This is a genomic window from Vibrio sp. M260121 (assembly GCF_036533715.1).
Lineage (GTDB): Bacteria > Pseudomonadota > Gammaproteobacteria > Enterobacterales > Vibrionaceae > Vibrio.
Genome location: NZ_JATABF010000015.1, coordinates 19,490 through 36,251, shown reverse-complemented (window position 1 = coordinate 36,251; position 16,762 = coordinate 19,490). Strand labels below are relative to the sequence as shown.

At 45.7% G+C, this 16,762-nt stretch carries 10 protein-coding genes and 1 pseudogene; 7 read left to right on the top strand and 4 right to left on the bottom strand.

Translation table 11 applies throughout. From position 1 onward, the window contains the following. Positions 1 to 93: 93 nt before the first annotated feature. The 3 genes from QTO06_RS10560 to QTO06_RS10550 all read right to left on the bottom strand — a co-directional run bounded on the left by QTO06_RS10560 (position 94) and on the right by QTO06_RS10550 (position 3,340). Positions 94 to 1,620: a tripartite tricarboxylate transporter permease gene (locus tag QTO06_RS10560; RefSeq protein ID WP_005451899.1), complete on the bottom strand. Its 1,527-nt coding sequence runs from the start codon at positions 1,618 to 1,620 to the stop codon at positions 94 to 96. 20 nt (positions 1,621 to 1,640) lie between these two features. Beyond that, entirely contained in the window at positions 1,641 to 2,135 is a 495-nt protein-coding gene (locus QTO06_RS10555) for a tripartite tricarboxylate transporter TctB family protein (protein ID WP_005451900.1), read from the bottom strand. A gap of 230 nt (positions 2,136 to 2,365) precedes the next feature. Further along, positions 2,366 to 3,340: a tripartite tricarboxylate transporter substrate binding protein gene (locus QTO06_RS10550; RefSeq protein WP_009696966.1), complete on the bottom strand. Its 975-nt coding sequence runs from the start codon at positions 3,338 to 3,340 to the stop codon at positions 2,366 to 2,368. 283 nt (positions 3,341 to 3,623) lie between these two features. Here QTO06_RS10550 and QTO06_RS10545 point away from each other — a divergent pair, with 283 nt between their 5' ends. Continuing rightward, positions 3,624 to 4,022 carry a GFA family protein gene (locus QTO06_RS10545; protein ID WP_005426570.1) on the top strand — a complete coding sequence of 133 codons (399 nt, stop codon included), beginning with the start codon at positions 3,624 to 3,626 and terminating at the stop codon, positions 4,020 to 4,022. A gap of 173 nt (positions 4,023 to 4,195) precedes the next feature. Here the strand turns inward: QTO06_RS10545 and QTO06_RS10540 are convergent, their stop codons facing one another. Continuing rightward, on the bottom strand, positions 4,196 to 4,684 hold the full coding sequence (locus tag QTO06_RS10540) for a type II secretion system protein (protein ID WP_331407923.1): 489 nt from the start codon (positions 4,682 to 4,684) through the stop codon (positions 4,196 to 4,198). A 572-nt stretch (positions 4,685 to 5,256) separates the two neighbouring features. Here QTO06_RS10540 and QTO06_RS10535 point away from each other — a divergent pair. The 6 genes and pseudogenes from QTO06_RS10535 to acnD all read left to right on the top strand — a co-directional run. Beyond that, positions 5,257 to 7,449, top strand: a pseudogene (locus QTO06_RS10535) (HD domain-containing phosphohydrolase); the annotation flags it as partial. A 199-nt stretch (positions 7,450 to 7,648) separates the two neighbouring features. Beyond that, complete coding sequence (locus QTO06_RS10530; protein ID WP_331407921.1) at positions 7,649 to 10,786, top strand: HD domain-containing phosphohydrolase; 3,138 nt, start codon at positions 7,649 to 7,651, stop codon at positions 10,784 to 10,786. Positions 10,787 to 11,112: 326 nt separating this feature from the next. Further along, positions 11,113 to 11,832 carry a GntR family transcriptional regulator gene (locus QTO06_RS10525; RefSeq protein WP_331407919.1) on the top strand — a complete coding sequence of 240 codons (720 nt, stop codon included), beginning with the start codon at positions 11,113 to 11,115 and terminating at the stop codon, positions 11,830 to 11,832. A gap of 12 nt (positions 11,833 to 11,844) precedes the next feature. Next, on the top strand, positions 11,845 to 12,741 hold the full coding sequence (gene prpB, locus QTO06_RS10520) for a methylisocitrate lyase (RefSeq protein ID WP_331407917.1): 897 nt from the start codon (positions 11,845 to 11,847) through the stop codon (positions 12,739 to 12,741). Between the two features lie 120 nt (positions 12,742 to 12,861). Beyond that, positions 12,862 to 14,004 carry a bifunctional 2-methylcitrate synthase/citrate synthase gene (gene prpC / locus QTO06_RS10515; protein WP_020197565.1) on the top strand — a complete coding sequence of 381 codons (1,143 nt, stop codon included), beginning with the start codon at positions 12,862 to 12,864 and terminating at the stop codon, positions 14,002 to 14,004. 130 nt (positions 14,005 to 14,134) lie between these two features. Beyond that, positions 14,135 to 16,744: a Fe/S-dependent 2-methylisocitrate dehydratase AcnD gene (gene acnD / locus QTO06_RS10510; protein ID WP_331407915.1), complete on the top strand. Its 2,610-nt coding sequence runs from the start codon at positions 14,135 to 14,137 to the stop codon at positions 16,742 to 16,744. Positions 16,745 to 16,762 lie beyond the last annotated feature (18 nt).

Sequence of the window (16,762 nt, the reverse complement as noted above, 5' to 3'; positions counted from 1 at the left end):
CCCAAAGAAATAAAGTAGCGATTAGTCCAAGAAAAAGCCACCGCAGAGGGTGGCTTGGTTTCAAAGGTCTACCTTGAGGGAGAGATAGAATGCTTATTGCTCAACTTTCACTGGTTGCGCTTTAAGCTTTTGAAAGAGTTTTACAAACAGTGGGCTGCCAAGTACCAATACTGCAAGCACTGTGAATGTCAGTGTGATTGGGCGTTCCCATAAGAAGCTCAGTTCACCGTCGGAAATCATCAATGCACGACGCAGGTTCTCTTCCATTAATCCACCAAGGATAAAGCCAAGCAACAGCGGTGCGAGAGGGAAGTTTGCTAACCTTAGTGCGATGGCAGCCATTGCCACAAGTAACATCACAAACACGTCCATGGTGTTGAAAGAAACCAGATACACACCCGTAATGGAGAAGAACAGAATCATCGGCAACAACACGGTTCTTGGTACTGCCAACAGCTTTGAGATGTATGGGATCAGCGGTAGGTTAAGAATCACCAACACAATGTTGCCGAAGTACATGGAGATAATCACCGACCAGAACACATCTGGATGTTCAACAAACAGACGAGGACCCGGCTGAATACCGTAAGCGATTAGCGCTCCTAGCATGATTGCGGTTGTACCGGAGCCAGGAATACCCAGGGTCAATAGAGGAACGAAAGAACCACTTGATGCCGCGTTGTTCGCCGACTCCGGAGCCACCAAACCTCGGATGCTACCTTTACCAAACTGTTCTTTTTTATCCTTTGGAGCAAGATTACGTTCCATGCCGTAGCTTAAGAAGGCGGCGATGGTTGCACCTGCGCCCGGAAGAACACCAGTAAAGAAGCCAAGGATTGAAGAGCGAATAGAAACTGGCGCCACTTCTTTGATTTCTTCCTTGGTGACTTTCATCGAGCCAATGTTGCTCAGCTTATCTTGCTCTTCATCTCGCGTGTCCTCGGAAGGCTTCAAAATACCCATCAAAGTTTCACCCAGCGCGAAGGTCGCCATCGCCAACAATAGGAAGCTGAAACCATCCATCAAATCTGTCAGACCAAAGGTGAAGCGCTCAACACCGACGCCTTTATCAATACCGACGGTAGATAGCATCAAACCCAGGATAGTCATCATCCATGCTTTTATTACTTGTCCTTTGCCAGCGAAAGCAGCCACTGCGGATAAGCCTAGAAGCATTAGCGCAAAGTAGTCAGAAGATTGGAAGCTTAACGAGACGTTAGCCAATGCTGGTGCCGCCACAAGCAGCATGATTGCAGAAAGCGTGCCACCAGTGAAAGAAGAGTAAGCCGCCAGTGCAAGTGCTTTACCTGCTTGTCCTTTCTGTGCCATTGGGTAGCCATCAAACGCGGTGACTACGGTTGATGAACAACCCGGCGCGTTGATAAGAATAGAAGAAGTTGAACCACCAAATACCGCGCCATAGTAAACACCTGCCATCAGAATCAGACCTGACGACGGATCCAAACCATAGGTGATAGGGATCATCAGAGCGATGGCAGAAATAGGACCAAGCCCCGGTAGCATGCCGATAAACGTACCAACAAAACAGCCAACAATCACCATCATGATGTTCATTGGCATCACGGCGGTGGATAAACCTTGTAGAATTCCATCTAACATAATTCAGTCCTTTCTTTTGACTACCAGATGGTGAAAATCAGACCAGGCTCAAGGTAGATATCCAGACCTTGAGTGAGCAACAAGTAAAACGCGATAACGAACGGGAATGAGGCGCCAAACAACACCGATTTACGTCGTTCGCCAAGAAGGTAAAAGCCCGCAAGCAGGAAGAACCCTGTCGCTAATACAAAGCCGATGTAAGTCAAACCCAGGCCATAAAGCGCCATCAAAACTAAAAAGGCGATAAGCAATTTCCAGTTGAATGACATCACAGCGCCGCTTTGTTTATCGGGCTGACCAGTGACCAATAGCATTAGCGCTAAACCAATCCCGACGTAGGTCAGAATGGTCGGTAAAGTGCGAGCCGTGAAGGGTTCGTATTCATCCCCGGGAAAGAGAGGGATTTGCGTAGTTTGGTAGCCATAGCATAGGCAAAACAACAAAAAGATCATCGCGCCAACACGATCGCGGCACAGCAAGTTCTCTTTGGTAAAAATATTGGTTGAATGAGACATATCCAACTCCTAGAACAACAGGAAAAGACCGTATATGGGCGTTAATGAGGAAGGGTCAAGTCATTAACAATTAAGCGCATCGCTGCTAGTCGAGTTACTTAGTGTTTACCAATCAATAAACAAAGGAGTTTTTACTTGTCGAATATCGACAATGCCCATATACGGTGAAATTAGAGTGCAAATACAACGGGGCTAGGGATAGCTAACCCCACAAACTCGGATGGGAGTTATTACTTTTTAAGGAAACCTAATTCGCGCATTAGATCGCCCATTTGCTGCTCTTGCTCTTCTAGGAACGCGAAGAACTCTTTATCCGCTTTGTAGTTGTCAATCCAACCATTGCGGTCACGAACAACTTGCCATTCGTCCGTTTTGTACATTTTGGTCAGAGCTGCGTTCCATTCGTCGAGCTTGGCTTGGCTTGTGCCAGGAGCGGCAAAGAAGCCACGCCAGTTCGCGAACACAGTCTCATTGCCGTATTCTTTCAGGGTAGGGATGTTTGGTGCAGCGTCTAGACGTTTTGGTGCCGTAATCGCCAGTACTTTTACCTGACCAGATTTCGACATCTCTAATACTTCGCCAAGACCGGTTGAAAGCAATTGTGTTTCGCCAGATAGAAGCGCTGCCATTGCTTTGCCGCCAGCATCATACGCGATGTAGCGAACTTTACGTGCATCAAAACCTTCGCCTTTAAATGCGGCTGCGACAACTAGGTGATCCATCGAGCCTCGAGCAGAACCGCCAGCGATTTTTACTTTACGTGGGTTAGATTCGAAATCTTTGACCACATCCTCCCATGTGTTGTATTTCGAATCTGCGGAAGTCACGATAGCGCCGTAGTCAGCAATCGTTGCGGCTACTGGCGTGAGATCTCGGAAAGATTGAGGGAAGATACCCGTCAGTGAGCGAACAACGATTGGGGTGGAGTTGACCATCAACGTGTCAGGTTGACGCTCAGCGGTTTCGATAAGGTGCGCAATGGCTTTACCACCACCGCCACCAGAGAGGTTTTGGAAAGAGACATTTTCAACGATGTCGGATTTAACCAGTACATCACCTGTACCACGAGCCGTCATATCCCAGCCACCACCAGCACCACCAGGGATTAGAAAGTGGATTTTTTCAACATCAGCAGCAAAAGCGTGGAAAGAAAATGAGGCTGCAATGATGGATGCGGCGAGCGTTGGTTTGAGTACCTTTAACATGTTTCACGTTCCTTATGTTGGTGACTCTCTTGTTTTGAAGAGTCTTATTATTTGTTCTCCTAACGAGGTAGGGAGACTCGCTAGTGATGAGCTAAAGGTTAATAGGGTGTTAACGTTATGTCTCTAATGCGTAGATAAAGAGAATATTGAGCATAAACGACGTTTCGTTCATAAAGTTCACGCAAACATGCGGCCAGAGAATGTGGTGAAAGACTAGGTTGGTCACATCAATGGAGTGTCTAAAGCCGCCATAATGATGGAGGTTGAATTGGGAGTGACAGCGATGAAAGGAACCTGTTTATGCGGCGCTATTGAAGTGACCGCACCTCAGCACAATGAAGTGAGCTTTTGTCATTGCGATATGTGCCGAAAGTGGTCAAGTGGTCCTCTACATGCGGTGCATTGCGGACCAGGAGTAAGATTTAATGGCGCTGAACCGAAGCGTTATCAGTCTTCGGAGTGGGCTGTACGAGGTTTTTGTGGGGAATGCGGTACGAATATCTATTACCACTTATTGGCAACGGATGAATACATTCTTTCTGCGGGATTATTTAATGAGCCAGATTTCAAATTAAGCTTAGAAATATTCACCGATGAGAAGCCCGCTTACTATGACCTACAACCACACAGCAAGAAAATGACAGCTCAAGAAGTTTTTGCGCAGTACGCACCAGAAGAGTAGATAATAATGAAGCTTCTTTGGTTAAAGGTTTTGCTGACCGTAGCGGTATTTGCCGGTTTATTTTTGATTGTCTATCAGCAAGTACAAAGTGGCGTAAGTTGATCATAAAAAGCCGAGTGCAGCTCGGCTTTTTCATTCTAATTTCTCTAAAGTCACTTCTTAGAAGCCAGAAGCTAGCAATTGTCATAGAATTTGTTCACCTTCAGCTCATCCATTGAAACAATCCTTTCTTCATCGTAAGCCGTGAAAGGGCGACTAATACTGATGAAGCACTCAGAATCCCTTATCTGTAGAAGAGACTTTTCCTTACCTAGATAAACGATGAGCGAAGGTGTCTGAGTTGAACCAGTATTGGCAAGATTAAACCCGTCGATTTCCATCGCATTAGCGACATTGAAGTCATCTAAAGCTAATGATCCCATTCGGACGTAAATATCGTGATCTGACAATTTAGCCAAAGGCGCATTGGCGACTCCCTGAATCTTAGCCTTGGTCATCACAACCTCATTGGTGGCATGAAATGCACCCACGAAAGCTTCCAATGTATTGATACGAGCCTCACGTTGCATGTGCATGATTTTAGGTGCAGCAAATAATCCAATGATTGCCAACACAACAATAGCGACGACTAACTCTGTCAGGGAGAATCCTTTTTGTTTCATAGAGATTTCTTAAAAATGGGGAGGTACACAAAAGAAGCGTTATGTTAATGGTTGAAGGAGGAAGGATAAATTTGAGATGGCCGATTTTATTAACAGGTAAAACCTATGAATGGCAGCTTTAGAGGCGTTAATTAACTTTTTTCGTTCGGAGTTACCGAGATATTACACTCATTATTTAGCTTATCTAATGTAAGTCTGAGCTTCAAAATAAACAGCCGTACAATGTAATTTGACTTGCATGGTGAATGTGTTTTTGTTGTTAGTTTTGTTTTTATCTGCATCAGAAAATAAGTGGTTTTTTGACATTAATCCTAAAGATTTGACAAGCAACTAGTCCTATTTTGTGAATGAAAGTCTTATTGATTTTATCGTTTTAAACGTAAATTTCACAAAATTGATAGCAAACATTACGTTTGATAAGTCTAAGCTTATATACGAGGTTGTTTGGTATTTTGATAGTTAATGGTTATGTAAAAGCAGAAGTTTTAGTGCTTTGTAATTATATTGGGGCGACGAATGAGTAAAAGTGCTGAGCTAAATAGTAAATACTCAATCAAGTTTATCGTCAGTAAGGTTATTCGATTGACGTATTGCGTCTTGTTGCACAGCAGACAGGATTAGATTTTGACTACATAAATGGCTTTGAATCGTCCTCTTTAGCAAGAAAGTTCTCAAGTGGCACTATCGACATATTGCACTCAGTATTTGGGCAAGTTCCTAGGTACGGAGAAAAAGGCGTACCAATGTTTCACGCTGAGCTTGCGATAGCGAGTTGGGAGGACCTATCAGCTATCACTACTTTGGGGGATTATCTTCTAAAAAAGTTGGTGTTGTTGTAGGCTTTGGAATGAAAGACTGGTTAATAAATCAATACCCGTCATTAGATGTCATTGAGTTTGATAGCTTGGGCGAAGCCAAGGAAGCGTTAAATAGTAAGCAAGTGCCTTACCTCATTGATACCTATTTAACGTTAGATGAATTGAATAGCTTAGATCAAGTTACAACGATAAGCGTGCAAAAGTTGAAAGGGGATCCCAAGCCGTTTTACCTTTATTTAAATCAAGAGCATGCACATTTGTATGATGTTATTGATACGGCGATTAAAGCGATCACGCCAGAGCAGCGAGCGGCATTAAGCCAAAAATGGTTAGAGTCCAAGCATTGGCGTGGCACATTTATCCCATACTCCGCCGTTTACAAGCTTACAAAGGATAACCCCAATCACAAAGTGATGGTCCAGCATGAAGTCGAAGGCAGAGACAGTTTTGTCTGCGTAACACCAATTTCAAGCTCACATGGCAGCGATGACTATTTCGCTGTGGTTATTCCGAAAAAAGTGGTTACTGATCGAGTTGTTGAGCGCTTATTTCACTCGCTCGCGATAACGACTTTGGTTTTGATTGGCTTGTTTCCACTGGTGTGGCGACTTGGTACGCCTCTGACAAGTTCAATTTATGCATTAAAAGCGAAGACAAAGAAAATTCAGGCGCGAGAGTTCGACAAGCTGAAACCCATCAATACAAGAATTAAAGAGGTCAGTGATTTATCGGATTCCATTTCCGATATGGTGAAAGAAATTCAGCGCCATGAGAAACAACAGGAAGATTTTGTTGAAGCCTTCATTCGCTTGATAGCACAAGCGATCGATGACAAATCACCTTATACGGCTGGCCATTGTAATCGTGTGCCAGAAATCGGCATGATGCTAGCGGAGGCGGCTGAGCAATCTCAAAAAGGCAAATTTAAAGACTTCAAATTTAAAGACGACGCAGAAAGAAGGGAGTTTCGTATTGCGGCTTGGTTGCATGATTGCGGCAAGATCACCACGCCTGAACACATTGTTGACAAAGGTACCAAGCTAGAGGCGAACTACAACCGAATCAATGAAATTCGAACTCGATTTGAAGTGCTACGCAGAGATCTAGAAATCGAATACCTCAATACCTTATTGCGTGGCGATGTGAGCAATGACGAAGCAAAAGCCAAGTTTGAAGATAAAGTACGTGACTTAAATGATGATTTTGAATTCATTGCCAATGCTAACATCGGTGGTGAGTTCATGAATGAAGACAAGATCGCGCGCGTTAAGCGAATCGCAGAGCAAACGTGGTTGCGTTACTTTGATGACCGCTTGGGCTTATCACCGATGGAAGAGGGAAATAAACCTGTTCAAAATGTGCCTCTCCCAGTGCTAGAGAAGTTATTGGATGACAAACCAGAACACATTATCGAGCGTGTTCGACCTGTAGAATTTACCCCCGAACATGGTATTCAGATGCAGGTTCCTGCCTGAGCACCAATACAACATGGGGGAAGTGTATAACCTAACCATTTCTCGTGGCACGCTAACGCCTGAAGATCGATTCAAAATTAATGAGCATATGATCAGTGGGATTAAGATGCTTGAGGCACTGCCGTTCCCACCAGAACTAAGTAATGTACCGCGCTATGCGTCTACTCACCACGAGACGCTGAAAGGGACGGGGTATCCTCGTAAACTGAGTGCGGATGATTTGTCGGTTCCAGAGCGTATTTTGGTGATCGCAGATATCTTCGAAGCCTTAACAGCTGGTGACCGCCCTTATAAGAAAGCGAAGCCCGTCAGCGTGGCAATCGACATCATGCACAAAATGGCGTTGGATGAGCACTTGGATATGGATTTGTTTTTGCTGTTCTTAGAGAGTGGGGTTTATCTTGAGTACGCTAAGAAATTCATGCCTGAAGAACAAATTGATCAGGTTGATATAGGAAAATACCTGACTTAGCACGCGATACCTCAAACACAGTATGACTAAAAGCGGTACTTCGGTATCGCTTTTTATATTCGAGAAAATGTGATTTAAGCCGAAGCATTATGCAAGTCTATGAAAAACATGTACTAGACTTGAAAAGTATATGCTTCAGGTTGCTTTGATAAAGCGAGTTGCTGAGTTTGTTTTTTAGGTCATCGGAGGGCTTTATCGCGTGAACACTAAATCTGGTACCCCTCGTAAATTTTCGATTAAATTCACCGTTGGAAGTTTGTTTGTTATTGCGACAGCGGTGACGGCGCTGCTTGGGCTCGGGATGCAGTACTACTTCGGTAAACAGATGTCTGAAGAACATATCCTAACTCGCTTAACCATGACAGCCAAAGACGTCAGTAATCATATCCATCAAATAGATACCAGTGCGACCAGCAGCGCGGGTATCTTGCGCAGTGTAGCGGACTTTAGTGATACGCAATTCAGTGTGGATGAAATCCAACGAGTGTTCATTCAAGCGCTCATTGATAACCCGGTTTTTTACAGTATCTATTTCGCGAATGACAACGAGTATTTCTTCCAAGTCATCAATTTGGAATCATCCCCAGAAGTTAGAGGGAAGATAGGTGCAACCGCCAATGAGCGCTGGGTCATCATCACCATCAAAGGTGACGGTGAGGCTCGAATGCGACAAACCATGTATTACTCGGAATCGTTTGAGGTTGTCCGCCAAACAGAACAGAAAAGTAACTTTTATCCATCTCGCCGACCTTGGTTTGCTGGTGCCTCAAGAGACAGCGTTTACAAAACCGATCCTTATCTGTTTCAGCACTTGAAAATCACCGGGCAGTCTTACTCTGTGCGCAGTAAAGGCGCCGTTATTGGCGTAGATACGGTGCTTTCTTCACTGAGTGAAAAGATCAGCGCTACCGAACTTGGAATGAAGAAGGATGATGGCGTCGAAGCGTTTATATTCAACAATCGTGGTGAAGTGGTTGCGTCCAGCATCAACGTGTTTCACGAAGTAGATATTCCTGATTCATCGCTTTTGGCATTAAGCGAACAGCAAAAAGCCTTGCTAGATGGCCGTGAGTTTGTGGTTTCGAATCAAAACGACTGGGGACCTTACGACTACACCCAGAGCGGCGAACCAGGTGGTTATGCTGTTGATGTACTCAATCTGGTTTCGCAGAAAACGGGCATGACGTTAGAGTTCGTTAATGGTTTTAGCTCAAGAGAGTTGGAAAAGAAATATCGCAAGGGAGAGATTGATATCCTCCAACCTGTGCTTGGCACACCGCCAGAGTTAGGTATTAAAAGTGATCCTCTGTTCATAGGGCAGCTTGCGATTGCGACGAAAACCACCAATCTAATGCCCAAGTCGTTGACGGAGTTGGGTGGTGACAGTATTGGCGTGGTAGCGGGTTTTGGCATGAAAGAATGGCTACTTGAACGCTATCCGTCACTGAATATTATTGAACAGCCGAATCTCGATTTAGCAAAACGAGCGCTGCACATGGGTGACATTCAGTACCTTGTAGACAGTTACTTAACCATGGTTGAGATGAAGCGGTTGGTGAAGCTGACCGATATTCATGTCGGGTTGATCGACGCACCACCGTTGGAGTTTTCTCTGTTTATGAAGGAGAAAGATAAAGATGTGCTTGAGCTTATCAACCAAGCTATTAGAGCGATTTCACCCGAGCAAACAGTAGCGTTACAAGAGAAATGGCTCAAGCCAAATCAATGGAGGGGGAGTTTTGTCCCTTATCCGGAGGTCTACGAGGCAGCGATTCAGAAAGACAAACAAGATTTAATGAACAAAGTGACCATCGATGGTGAGAGTCGATTCCTATATATCACCAAGTTGCATTCTACTCGTGGAACGAGCGATTACTTTGCTGTGATCGTTTCTGGTCAAGTAGTAACTGATGCAGTGACAAGTCGATTATCTAAAGCGATAGCCATTACTGCTTTTGCGATGATGATCCTTTTCCCATTTGCTTGGAAGGTTGGTTCGCCAATCGTGCGCCCAATTGTTGCGCTTCGAAAAGAAACCATCAAAATCAAAAATCGCGAATTTGACCAGTTAGCACCAGTAGAAACGCGTATCAAAGAAGTTTCTGATTTGTCCGATTCGGTCACTGAAATGACACAAGAGATTCAGCATCACGAGCAACAGCAAGAAGAGTTTGTTGAAGCCTTTATTCGCCTTATCGCACAAGCGATCGATGACAAGTCTCCTTATACTGCGGGGCACTGTAATCGTGTTCCAGAAATTGGCTTGATGTTGGCAGAGGCAGTAGAGAAGTGCGACACCGGGAAGTTCAAAGACTTTAAATTCAACAATGACGATGAACGACGTGAATTCCGTATCGCGGCTTGGTTACATGACTGTGGCAAGATCACCACGCCAGAACACATCGTTGATAAAGGCACTAAGTTAGAAGCCAACTATAACCGCATCAATGAAATTCGCACTCGCTTCGAGGTGTTAAGACGAGACGCTGAAGTGGAGATGTGGAAGTCGATATCCACTGATGAACTGTCAAAAAAAGAGGCACAAGCCAAGTTCGACCAAAGAGTTGCGCAGTTGGACGAAGACTTCCGATTTGTTGCCAACGCCAACGTGGGTGGTGAGTTCATGAGTGACGATAAGATTGATCGCATAAAACAAATCGCCAAACAAACTTGGTTGCGTCACTATGATGATCATCTTGGTCTTTCTCCGTTTGAAGAAATGATTAAGCCAAAATCTGACGTGACGCTACCCGTGGTTGAAAACCTTTTAGCGGATAAGCCTGACCATATTATTGAACGTGTTCGCCCGTTAGAATTTGATCCGGAATATGGCATTAAAGTGCAAGTACCAGAGCATCAATATAACTTGGGTGAAGTGTACAACCTGACGATTTCCCGTGGGACGTTAACACCAGAAGACCGTTTCAAAATTAACGAGCACATGATCAGTGGCATCAAAATGCTGGGGGCACTGCCATTCCCTCCGGAGTTAAGCAACGTGCCGCGTTACGCTTCGACTCACCATGAGACGTTGAAAGGCACAGGTTATCCGCGTCGGTTGAGTGCAGAAGATTTATCCACCCCAGAACGCATCTTGGTGATTGCGGATATTTTTGAAGCGTTAACCGCAGGGGATCGACCTTACAAGAAAGCCAAGCCAGTAAGTGTTGCGGTTGACATCATGTACAAAATGGCACTGGACGAGCATTTAGATATGGATTTGTTCTTATTGTTCTTAGAAAGCGGGGTTTATCGTGATTATGCCAATAAGTTTATGCCAGTTGAACAGGTTGATGAGGTGGATATTGAGAAGTATCTGAAGTCTGAACCTCGTTGAATCCGGCTTGTTGGATGAAAAAGACTTAACCTACAAAACGGTCAACTAGGCAAATCCGACCGTTCGTTAGCAAATTAAACCCAAGTAGGGAGCTGTTGTGCTCCCTAATTCTTTTTACTTACTGAATTTATTGAGTTTTTATTGTCGACAATTTCTACTTGCTCTCATCAAATTGCCTATTTATCCACTCATAAATCACTTAATATCACTATACCTTAGTCTAAATTGTCGACAATTTACTTGATTGTCGACAATCTGATCGTTTATTTTATATTCAGGTTAACAAATTGTTGACACTTTGATTTCTAAATACGAGTGCCTTGAATATGAATACAGAATTGAAAACTCGTCATAAAGTTGTTGTCTCTGAGAAGGAGCACACTAAATCTGAATCGCTGACCGAATCGTTAGTGGAAGCGATCGTCAGTGGTGAAATTGAACCGGGCAGTAAAATCTCAGAGCCTGAGTTAGCCAAGAAATATCAAGTGAGTAGAGGTCCTTTACGTGAAGCCATGATGCGCCTTGAAGGACTTGGTTTGATTGAGCGCATTCCGCATGTTGGCGCTCGTGTGATCACTTTCTCTCCAGAAAAACTCATCGAATTGTATTCCGTCCGCGAAGCATTAGAGGGCATGGCGGCAAGGCTAGCGGCTCGCTATATCACTCAAGAAGAGCTCCTCAGTTTGGAAATGCTATTGTCGACACATTCCAAACATATTGATGAAGTCGAAGGATCGTCTTACTTCCACCAGCATGGTGACTTCGACTTCCACTATCGAATCATTCAAGCGAGCCGAAACAGCAAGCTTATCTCTCTGCTTTGCGACGAGCTGTATCACTTGTTGCGCATGTATCGTTACCAATCACCACGAGCGCAATCTCGTCCTAATGAAGCACTCAATGAACACAAGTTCATTCTTCAAGCGATTCGAAATCGTGATGAAGAGTTGGCAGAAATGCTGATGAGAAGGCACATCTCAGGCAGCCGAAAACTTATCGAATTACAGATTCTACATTCTGAAAGTAAAGATAGAGAACAAGACTAGAAGGAAATTGTCATGAGCTTATCTCCGGGGGCGAAGTTCAGACTCGCCATTGAGCAAAGCAACCCGCTGCAGATCGTCGGCACCATTAACCCATACTGCGCCATGATGGCGAAAAACTTGGGTCACCAAGCTATCTATTTGTCGGGTGGTGGCATCGCTAACGCGTCTTACGGTTTGCCAGATCTTGGCATTACGACACTGAACGATGTTTTAGTCGATGTAGACCGTATAACCAACGCGTGTGATTTGCCGTTATTGGTTGATATCGATACCGGCTTTGGTGGCGCTTTTAATATTGCTCGCACTATTAAAGCGATGGAAAAAGCGGGCGCGGCGGCCGTGCATATGGAAGACCAAGTGGCACAGAAACGCTGTGGCCATCGTCCGAACAAAGCGATTGTTAGCCAACAAGAAATGGTCGACCGAGTGAAAGCGGCGGTGGATGCACGTAATGATGAGAGCTTTGTCATTATGGCTCGTACTGATGCGTTAGCGGTGGAAGGCATGGATAGCGCGATTGAACGAGCGATTGCATGTGTGGAAGCGGGCGCAGATATGATCTTCCCAGAGGCAATGAATCAGCTAGACCAATATCAACAGTTCTCGGCAGCGCTAGAGCAAGCAACAGGGAAGCACGTGCCGATTCTTGCCAACATTACTGAATTTGGACAAACGCCGTTATACGGCTGTGAAGAGTTAGCCCAATCCAAAGTGGATATGGTTTTGTACCCATTGAGCGCATTCCGTGCAATGAACAAAGCGGCTGAGATGGTTTACAAACACTTACTAGAAGTTGGCAACCAAGAAGCGTTGCTTGATTCAATGCAGACACGAAAAGAGCTGTATGAGCACCTTAATTACCACGACTACGAGAATAAGTTAGACAAGCTGTTCTCGGAGGGTAAATAAGGTCAACAAAGGAAACAAACGGAAGCCCAAGAAAAGAATCTCTAATCCAATAACGTGAAACTTGTCTGATTCAAAAGAGCCCATTAAGAGAGCCAAATCAGACAGAAAAGGAGTTCAACAATGCCTCATTCTGTAGAAAAGAAAGCTGAGATAGGTGGCGCAGGTCTACGCGGTCAAAGCGCTGGAAGCACAGCTTTATGCACTGTCGGTAAAACGGGGACGGGTCTAACGTATCGTGGTTACGATATTACGGACTTGGCAAATCATGCTCAATTTGAAGAAGTGGCGCATTTGCTGTTACGCGGTCATTTACCTGATCAACAAGAGCTAGACGCCTACAAGACACATCTATTGAGTCTGCGTGGCTTACCCGCGGAGCTTAAACAGGCGTTAGAACTGATTCCTGCTGACGCACATCCGATGGATGTTATGCGCACAGGTTGCTCTATGCTGGGTAACTTAGAGCAAGAAATGGACTTTGAGCAACAGCTCCATGCTACTGAGCGAATGCTGGCGCTTTTCCCTGCGATCATCTGTTACTGGTATCGCTTCAGCCACGATGGCGTGCGAATCAAAACTCACGATAACAGCGAAGACTGCATTGGCGGCTACTTCCTGAAACTGCTTACTGATAAAGCACCAAGTGAAACGCACAAAAAGGTGATGCACTGTTCTTTGATTCTTTATGCAGAGCATGAGTTCAATGCCTCAACGTTTGCAGCGCGTGTGTGTGCTTCTACGCTTTCTGATCTTCATTCTTGCATCACGGCTGCTATCGGCACGCTGCGTGGTCCACTTCATGGCGGTGCAAACGAAGCGGCGATGGAGATGATCCAAGATTGGCAAACGCCAGATGAAGCAGAAGCCAATATTCTGCAAATGCTAGAGAACAAAGACAAAATCATGGGCTTTGGTCATGCAATCTACCGCGAAAGTGACCCTCGCAATGCGCTGATCAAACGTTGGTCAGAAGCGTTATCGAAAGAAGTGGGTGACACACATCTTTACGCAGTTTCTGAGCGCGTGGAATCCGTCATGAAGCGTGAGAAAGGTCTGTTCTGTAATGCCGATTTCTTCCATGCTTCGGCTTACCACTTCATGGATATTCCAACCAAACTGTTTACGCCAATCTTTGTGATGAGTCGACTGACAGGTTGGGCGGCGCACGTGTATGAACAACGCGCGAACAACCGAATCATTCGCCCAAGTGCGGATTATACCGGACCGGATCATCAAGACTGGGTGCCAATCGAACAACGCTAGCGCGTGACGCCTCTTTGTGAGTTTTGTCTTGATAGCATTCACAAGGGGCGTCTCTTTCCCGCGAATCCATTTCAAAACAGTATCGCGGTGCATTCAGGCACAAGATGTACACTAAAGCGGAAGCAAGCCCATGAGCATCACCACAAATATAAATACTCAATATCGTAAGCCGCTCCCGGGAACTCAACTCGATTATTTTGATACCCGAGAAGCGGTCAACGATATTTCTCCCGGAGCCTATGAAAAGCTCCCATACACCTCGCGCGTTTTAGCCGAGCAATTGGTTCGTCGCTGCGATCCAAATACGCTCACTGATAGCCTAAAACAGTTAATAGAACGCAAGCGTGACCTTGATTTTCCTTGGTATCCAGCGCGTGTGGTTTGTCATGACATCCTTGGACAAACCGCATTAGTCGACCTTGCTGGTCTGCGTGATGCGATTGCTGAACAAGGCGGTGACCCGGCGAAAGTAAACCCTGTGGTTGAAACGCAATTGATCGTTGACCATTCACTGGCAGTTGAACACGCAGGCTTTGACCCAGAGGCGTTTGAGAAAAACCGCGCGATAGAAGAGCGCAGAAACGAAGACCGATTCCATTTTATTGAATGGTGTAAAACGGCGTTTGAGAACGTCAGTGTTATTCCTGCGGGTAATGGCATCATGCACCAAATCAACTTGGAGAAGATGTCTCCGGTTGTGCAAGCCAAGCAAGGCATTGCTTATCCCGATACCTGTGTCGGCACGGACAGTCACACACCTCACGTTGATTCACTTGGTGTGATTGCGATTGGTGTCGGCGGTTTAGAGGCGGAGACGGTTATGCTTGGTCGCCCGTCGATGATGCGTCTGCCAGACATTGTTGGCGTGAAGCTGACTGGTAAGCGTCAACCGGGGATTACCGCCACCGATATCGTGTTGGCGATTACCGAGTTTCTACGTAATGAACGTGTGGTTTCATCCTATCTCGAATTCTTTGGCGAAGGGGCGCGAGACCTAACCATCGGCGACCGCGCGACCATCTCAAACATGACGCCAGAATACGGCGCAACCGCCGGGATGTTCTACATTGATGAGCAGACCATTAATTACCTCAAACTGACAGGGCGCGATGATCAACAGGTCGACTTGGTAGAGAAGTACGCCAAGCAAACCGGTCTATGGGCGGATGATTTAGACACGGCGGTTTACGAACGCGTGCTTGAGTTCGATTTGTCCCAAGTCGGCCGCAATCTGGCAGGTCCATCAAATCCTCATCGTCGTTTACCTACCTCAGAGCTTGTTGAACGTGGTGTTTCTGGCGAGTGGCAAGAGAAAGAAGGCGAGCTTCCAGATGGCGCGGTGATCATCGCAGCAATTACTTCTTGTACCAACACCAGTAACCCAAGAAACGTTGTGGCGGCCGGTTTGGTTGCTAAGAAAGCGAATCAGCTTGGATTGGTACGCAAACCTTGGGTGAAGTCTTCATTTGCACCGGGTTCTAAAGTGGCTCGACTCTACCTTGAAGAATCTGGTTTACTCCCTGAATTAGAGAAGCTTGGTTTTGGTATCGTGGCTTATGCGTGTACAACCTGTAACGGTATGAGTGGTGCACTTGACCCGAAAATCCAACAAGAAATCATCGATCGAGATCTGTATTCAACGGCGGTACTTTCTGGGAACCGCAACTTTGATGGTCGAATTCATCCTTACGCAAAACAAGCATTCTTAGCATCGCCACCTTTGGTCGTTGCATACGCGTTAGCCGGTACGATTCGTTTTGATATCGAACGTGATTCTTTGGGTACAGATAAAGACGGCAAGCCGGTTTATCTCAACGACTTGTGGCCAACGGATGAAGAAATTGATGCTGTGGTGGGTGAGTACGTTAAGCCAGAGCAATTTAATCAAGTCTACATTCAAATGTTCAAACTGAATGATGAGGCTCGTAACCCGAATCCGCTCTATGATTGGCGTCCGATGAGTACGTATATCCGAAGACCTCCTTACTGGCAAAAAGAGGGGGATGGAGCACTGGCTGGTGAGCGAACTCTGTCTTCAATGCGTCCTCTCGCCGTTTTAGGCGATAACATTACAACCGACCATTTGTCGCCATCGAATGCAATTTTGGCAAGTAGCGCCGCAGGTGAGTATCTCGCAAAGATGGGCGTGCCAGAAGAAGACTTTAACTCATACGCGACTCACCGAGGGGATCACTTAACCGCGCAGCGTGCCACTTTCGCTAACCCGAAATTGTTCAATGAAATGGTCAAGGAAAATGGCGAAGTCGTGCAAGGATCGCTGGCGAGAGTCGAACCTGAAGGCAAAGTGACACGCATGTGGGAGGCGATTGAGACTTACATGAATCGCAAGCAGCCGCTTATCGTGGTCGCAGGTGCGGATTATGGTCAAGGCTCTTCGCGAGATTGGGCGGCGAAAGGCGTTCGCTTGGCGGGTGTAGAAGCGATTGTCGCGGAAGGTTTTGAGCGCATTCACCGTACCAATTTAGTTGGCATGGGCGTACTTCCTCTGCAATTTAAAGATGGCGTGAACCGAAAGACGCTCGAATTAGATGGCACTGAACTTTATGACGTTATCGGCGATATCACTCCAGGTGCGGATTTGGCGTTGGTGATTACCCGAACTAATGGCGACAAGGTTGATGTGCCGGTGACTTGTCGACTAGATACCGAAGATGAAGTTCACGTGTACAAAGCGGGTGGTGTGTTACAGCGCTTTGCTCAAGATTTCCTCTCGCAATAGATAGCGCAATAACGGAGC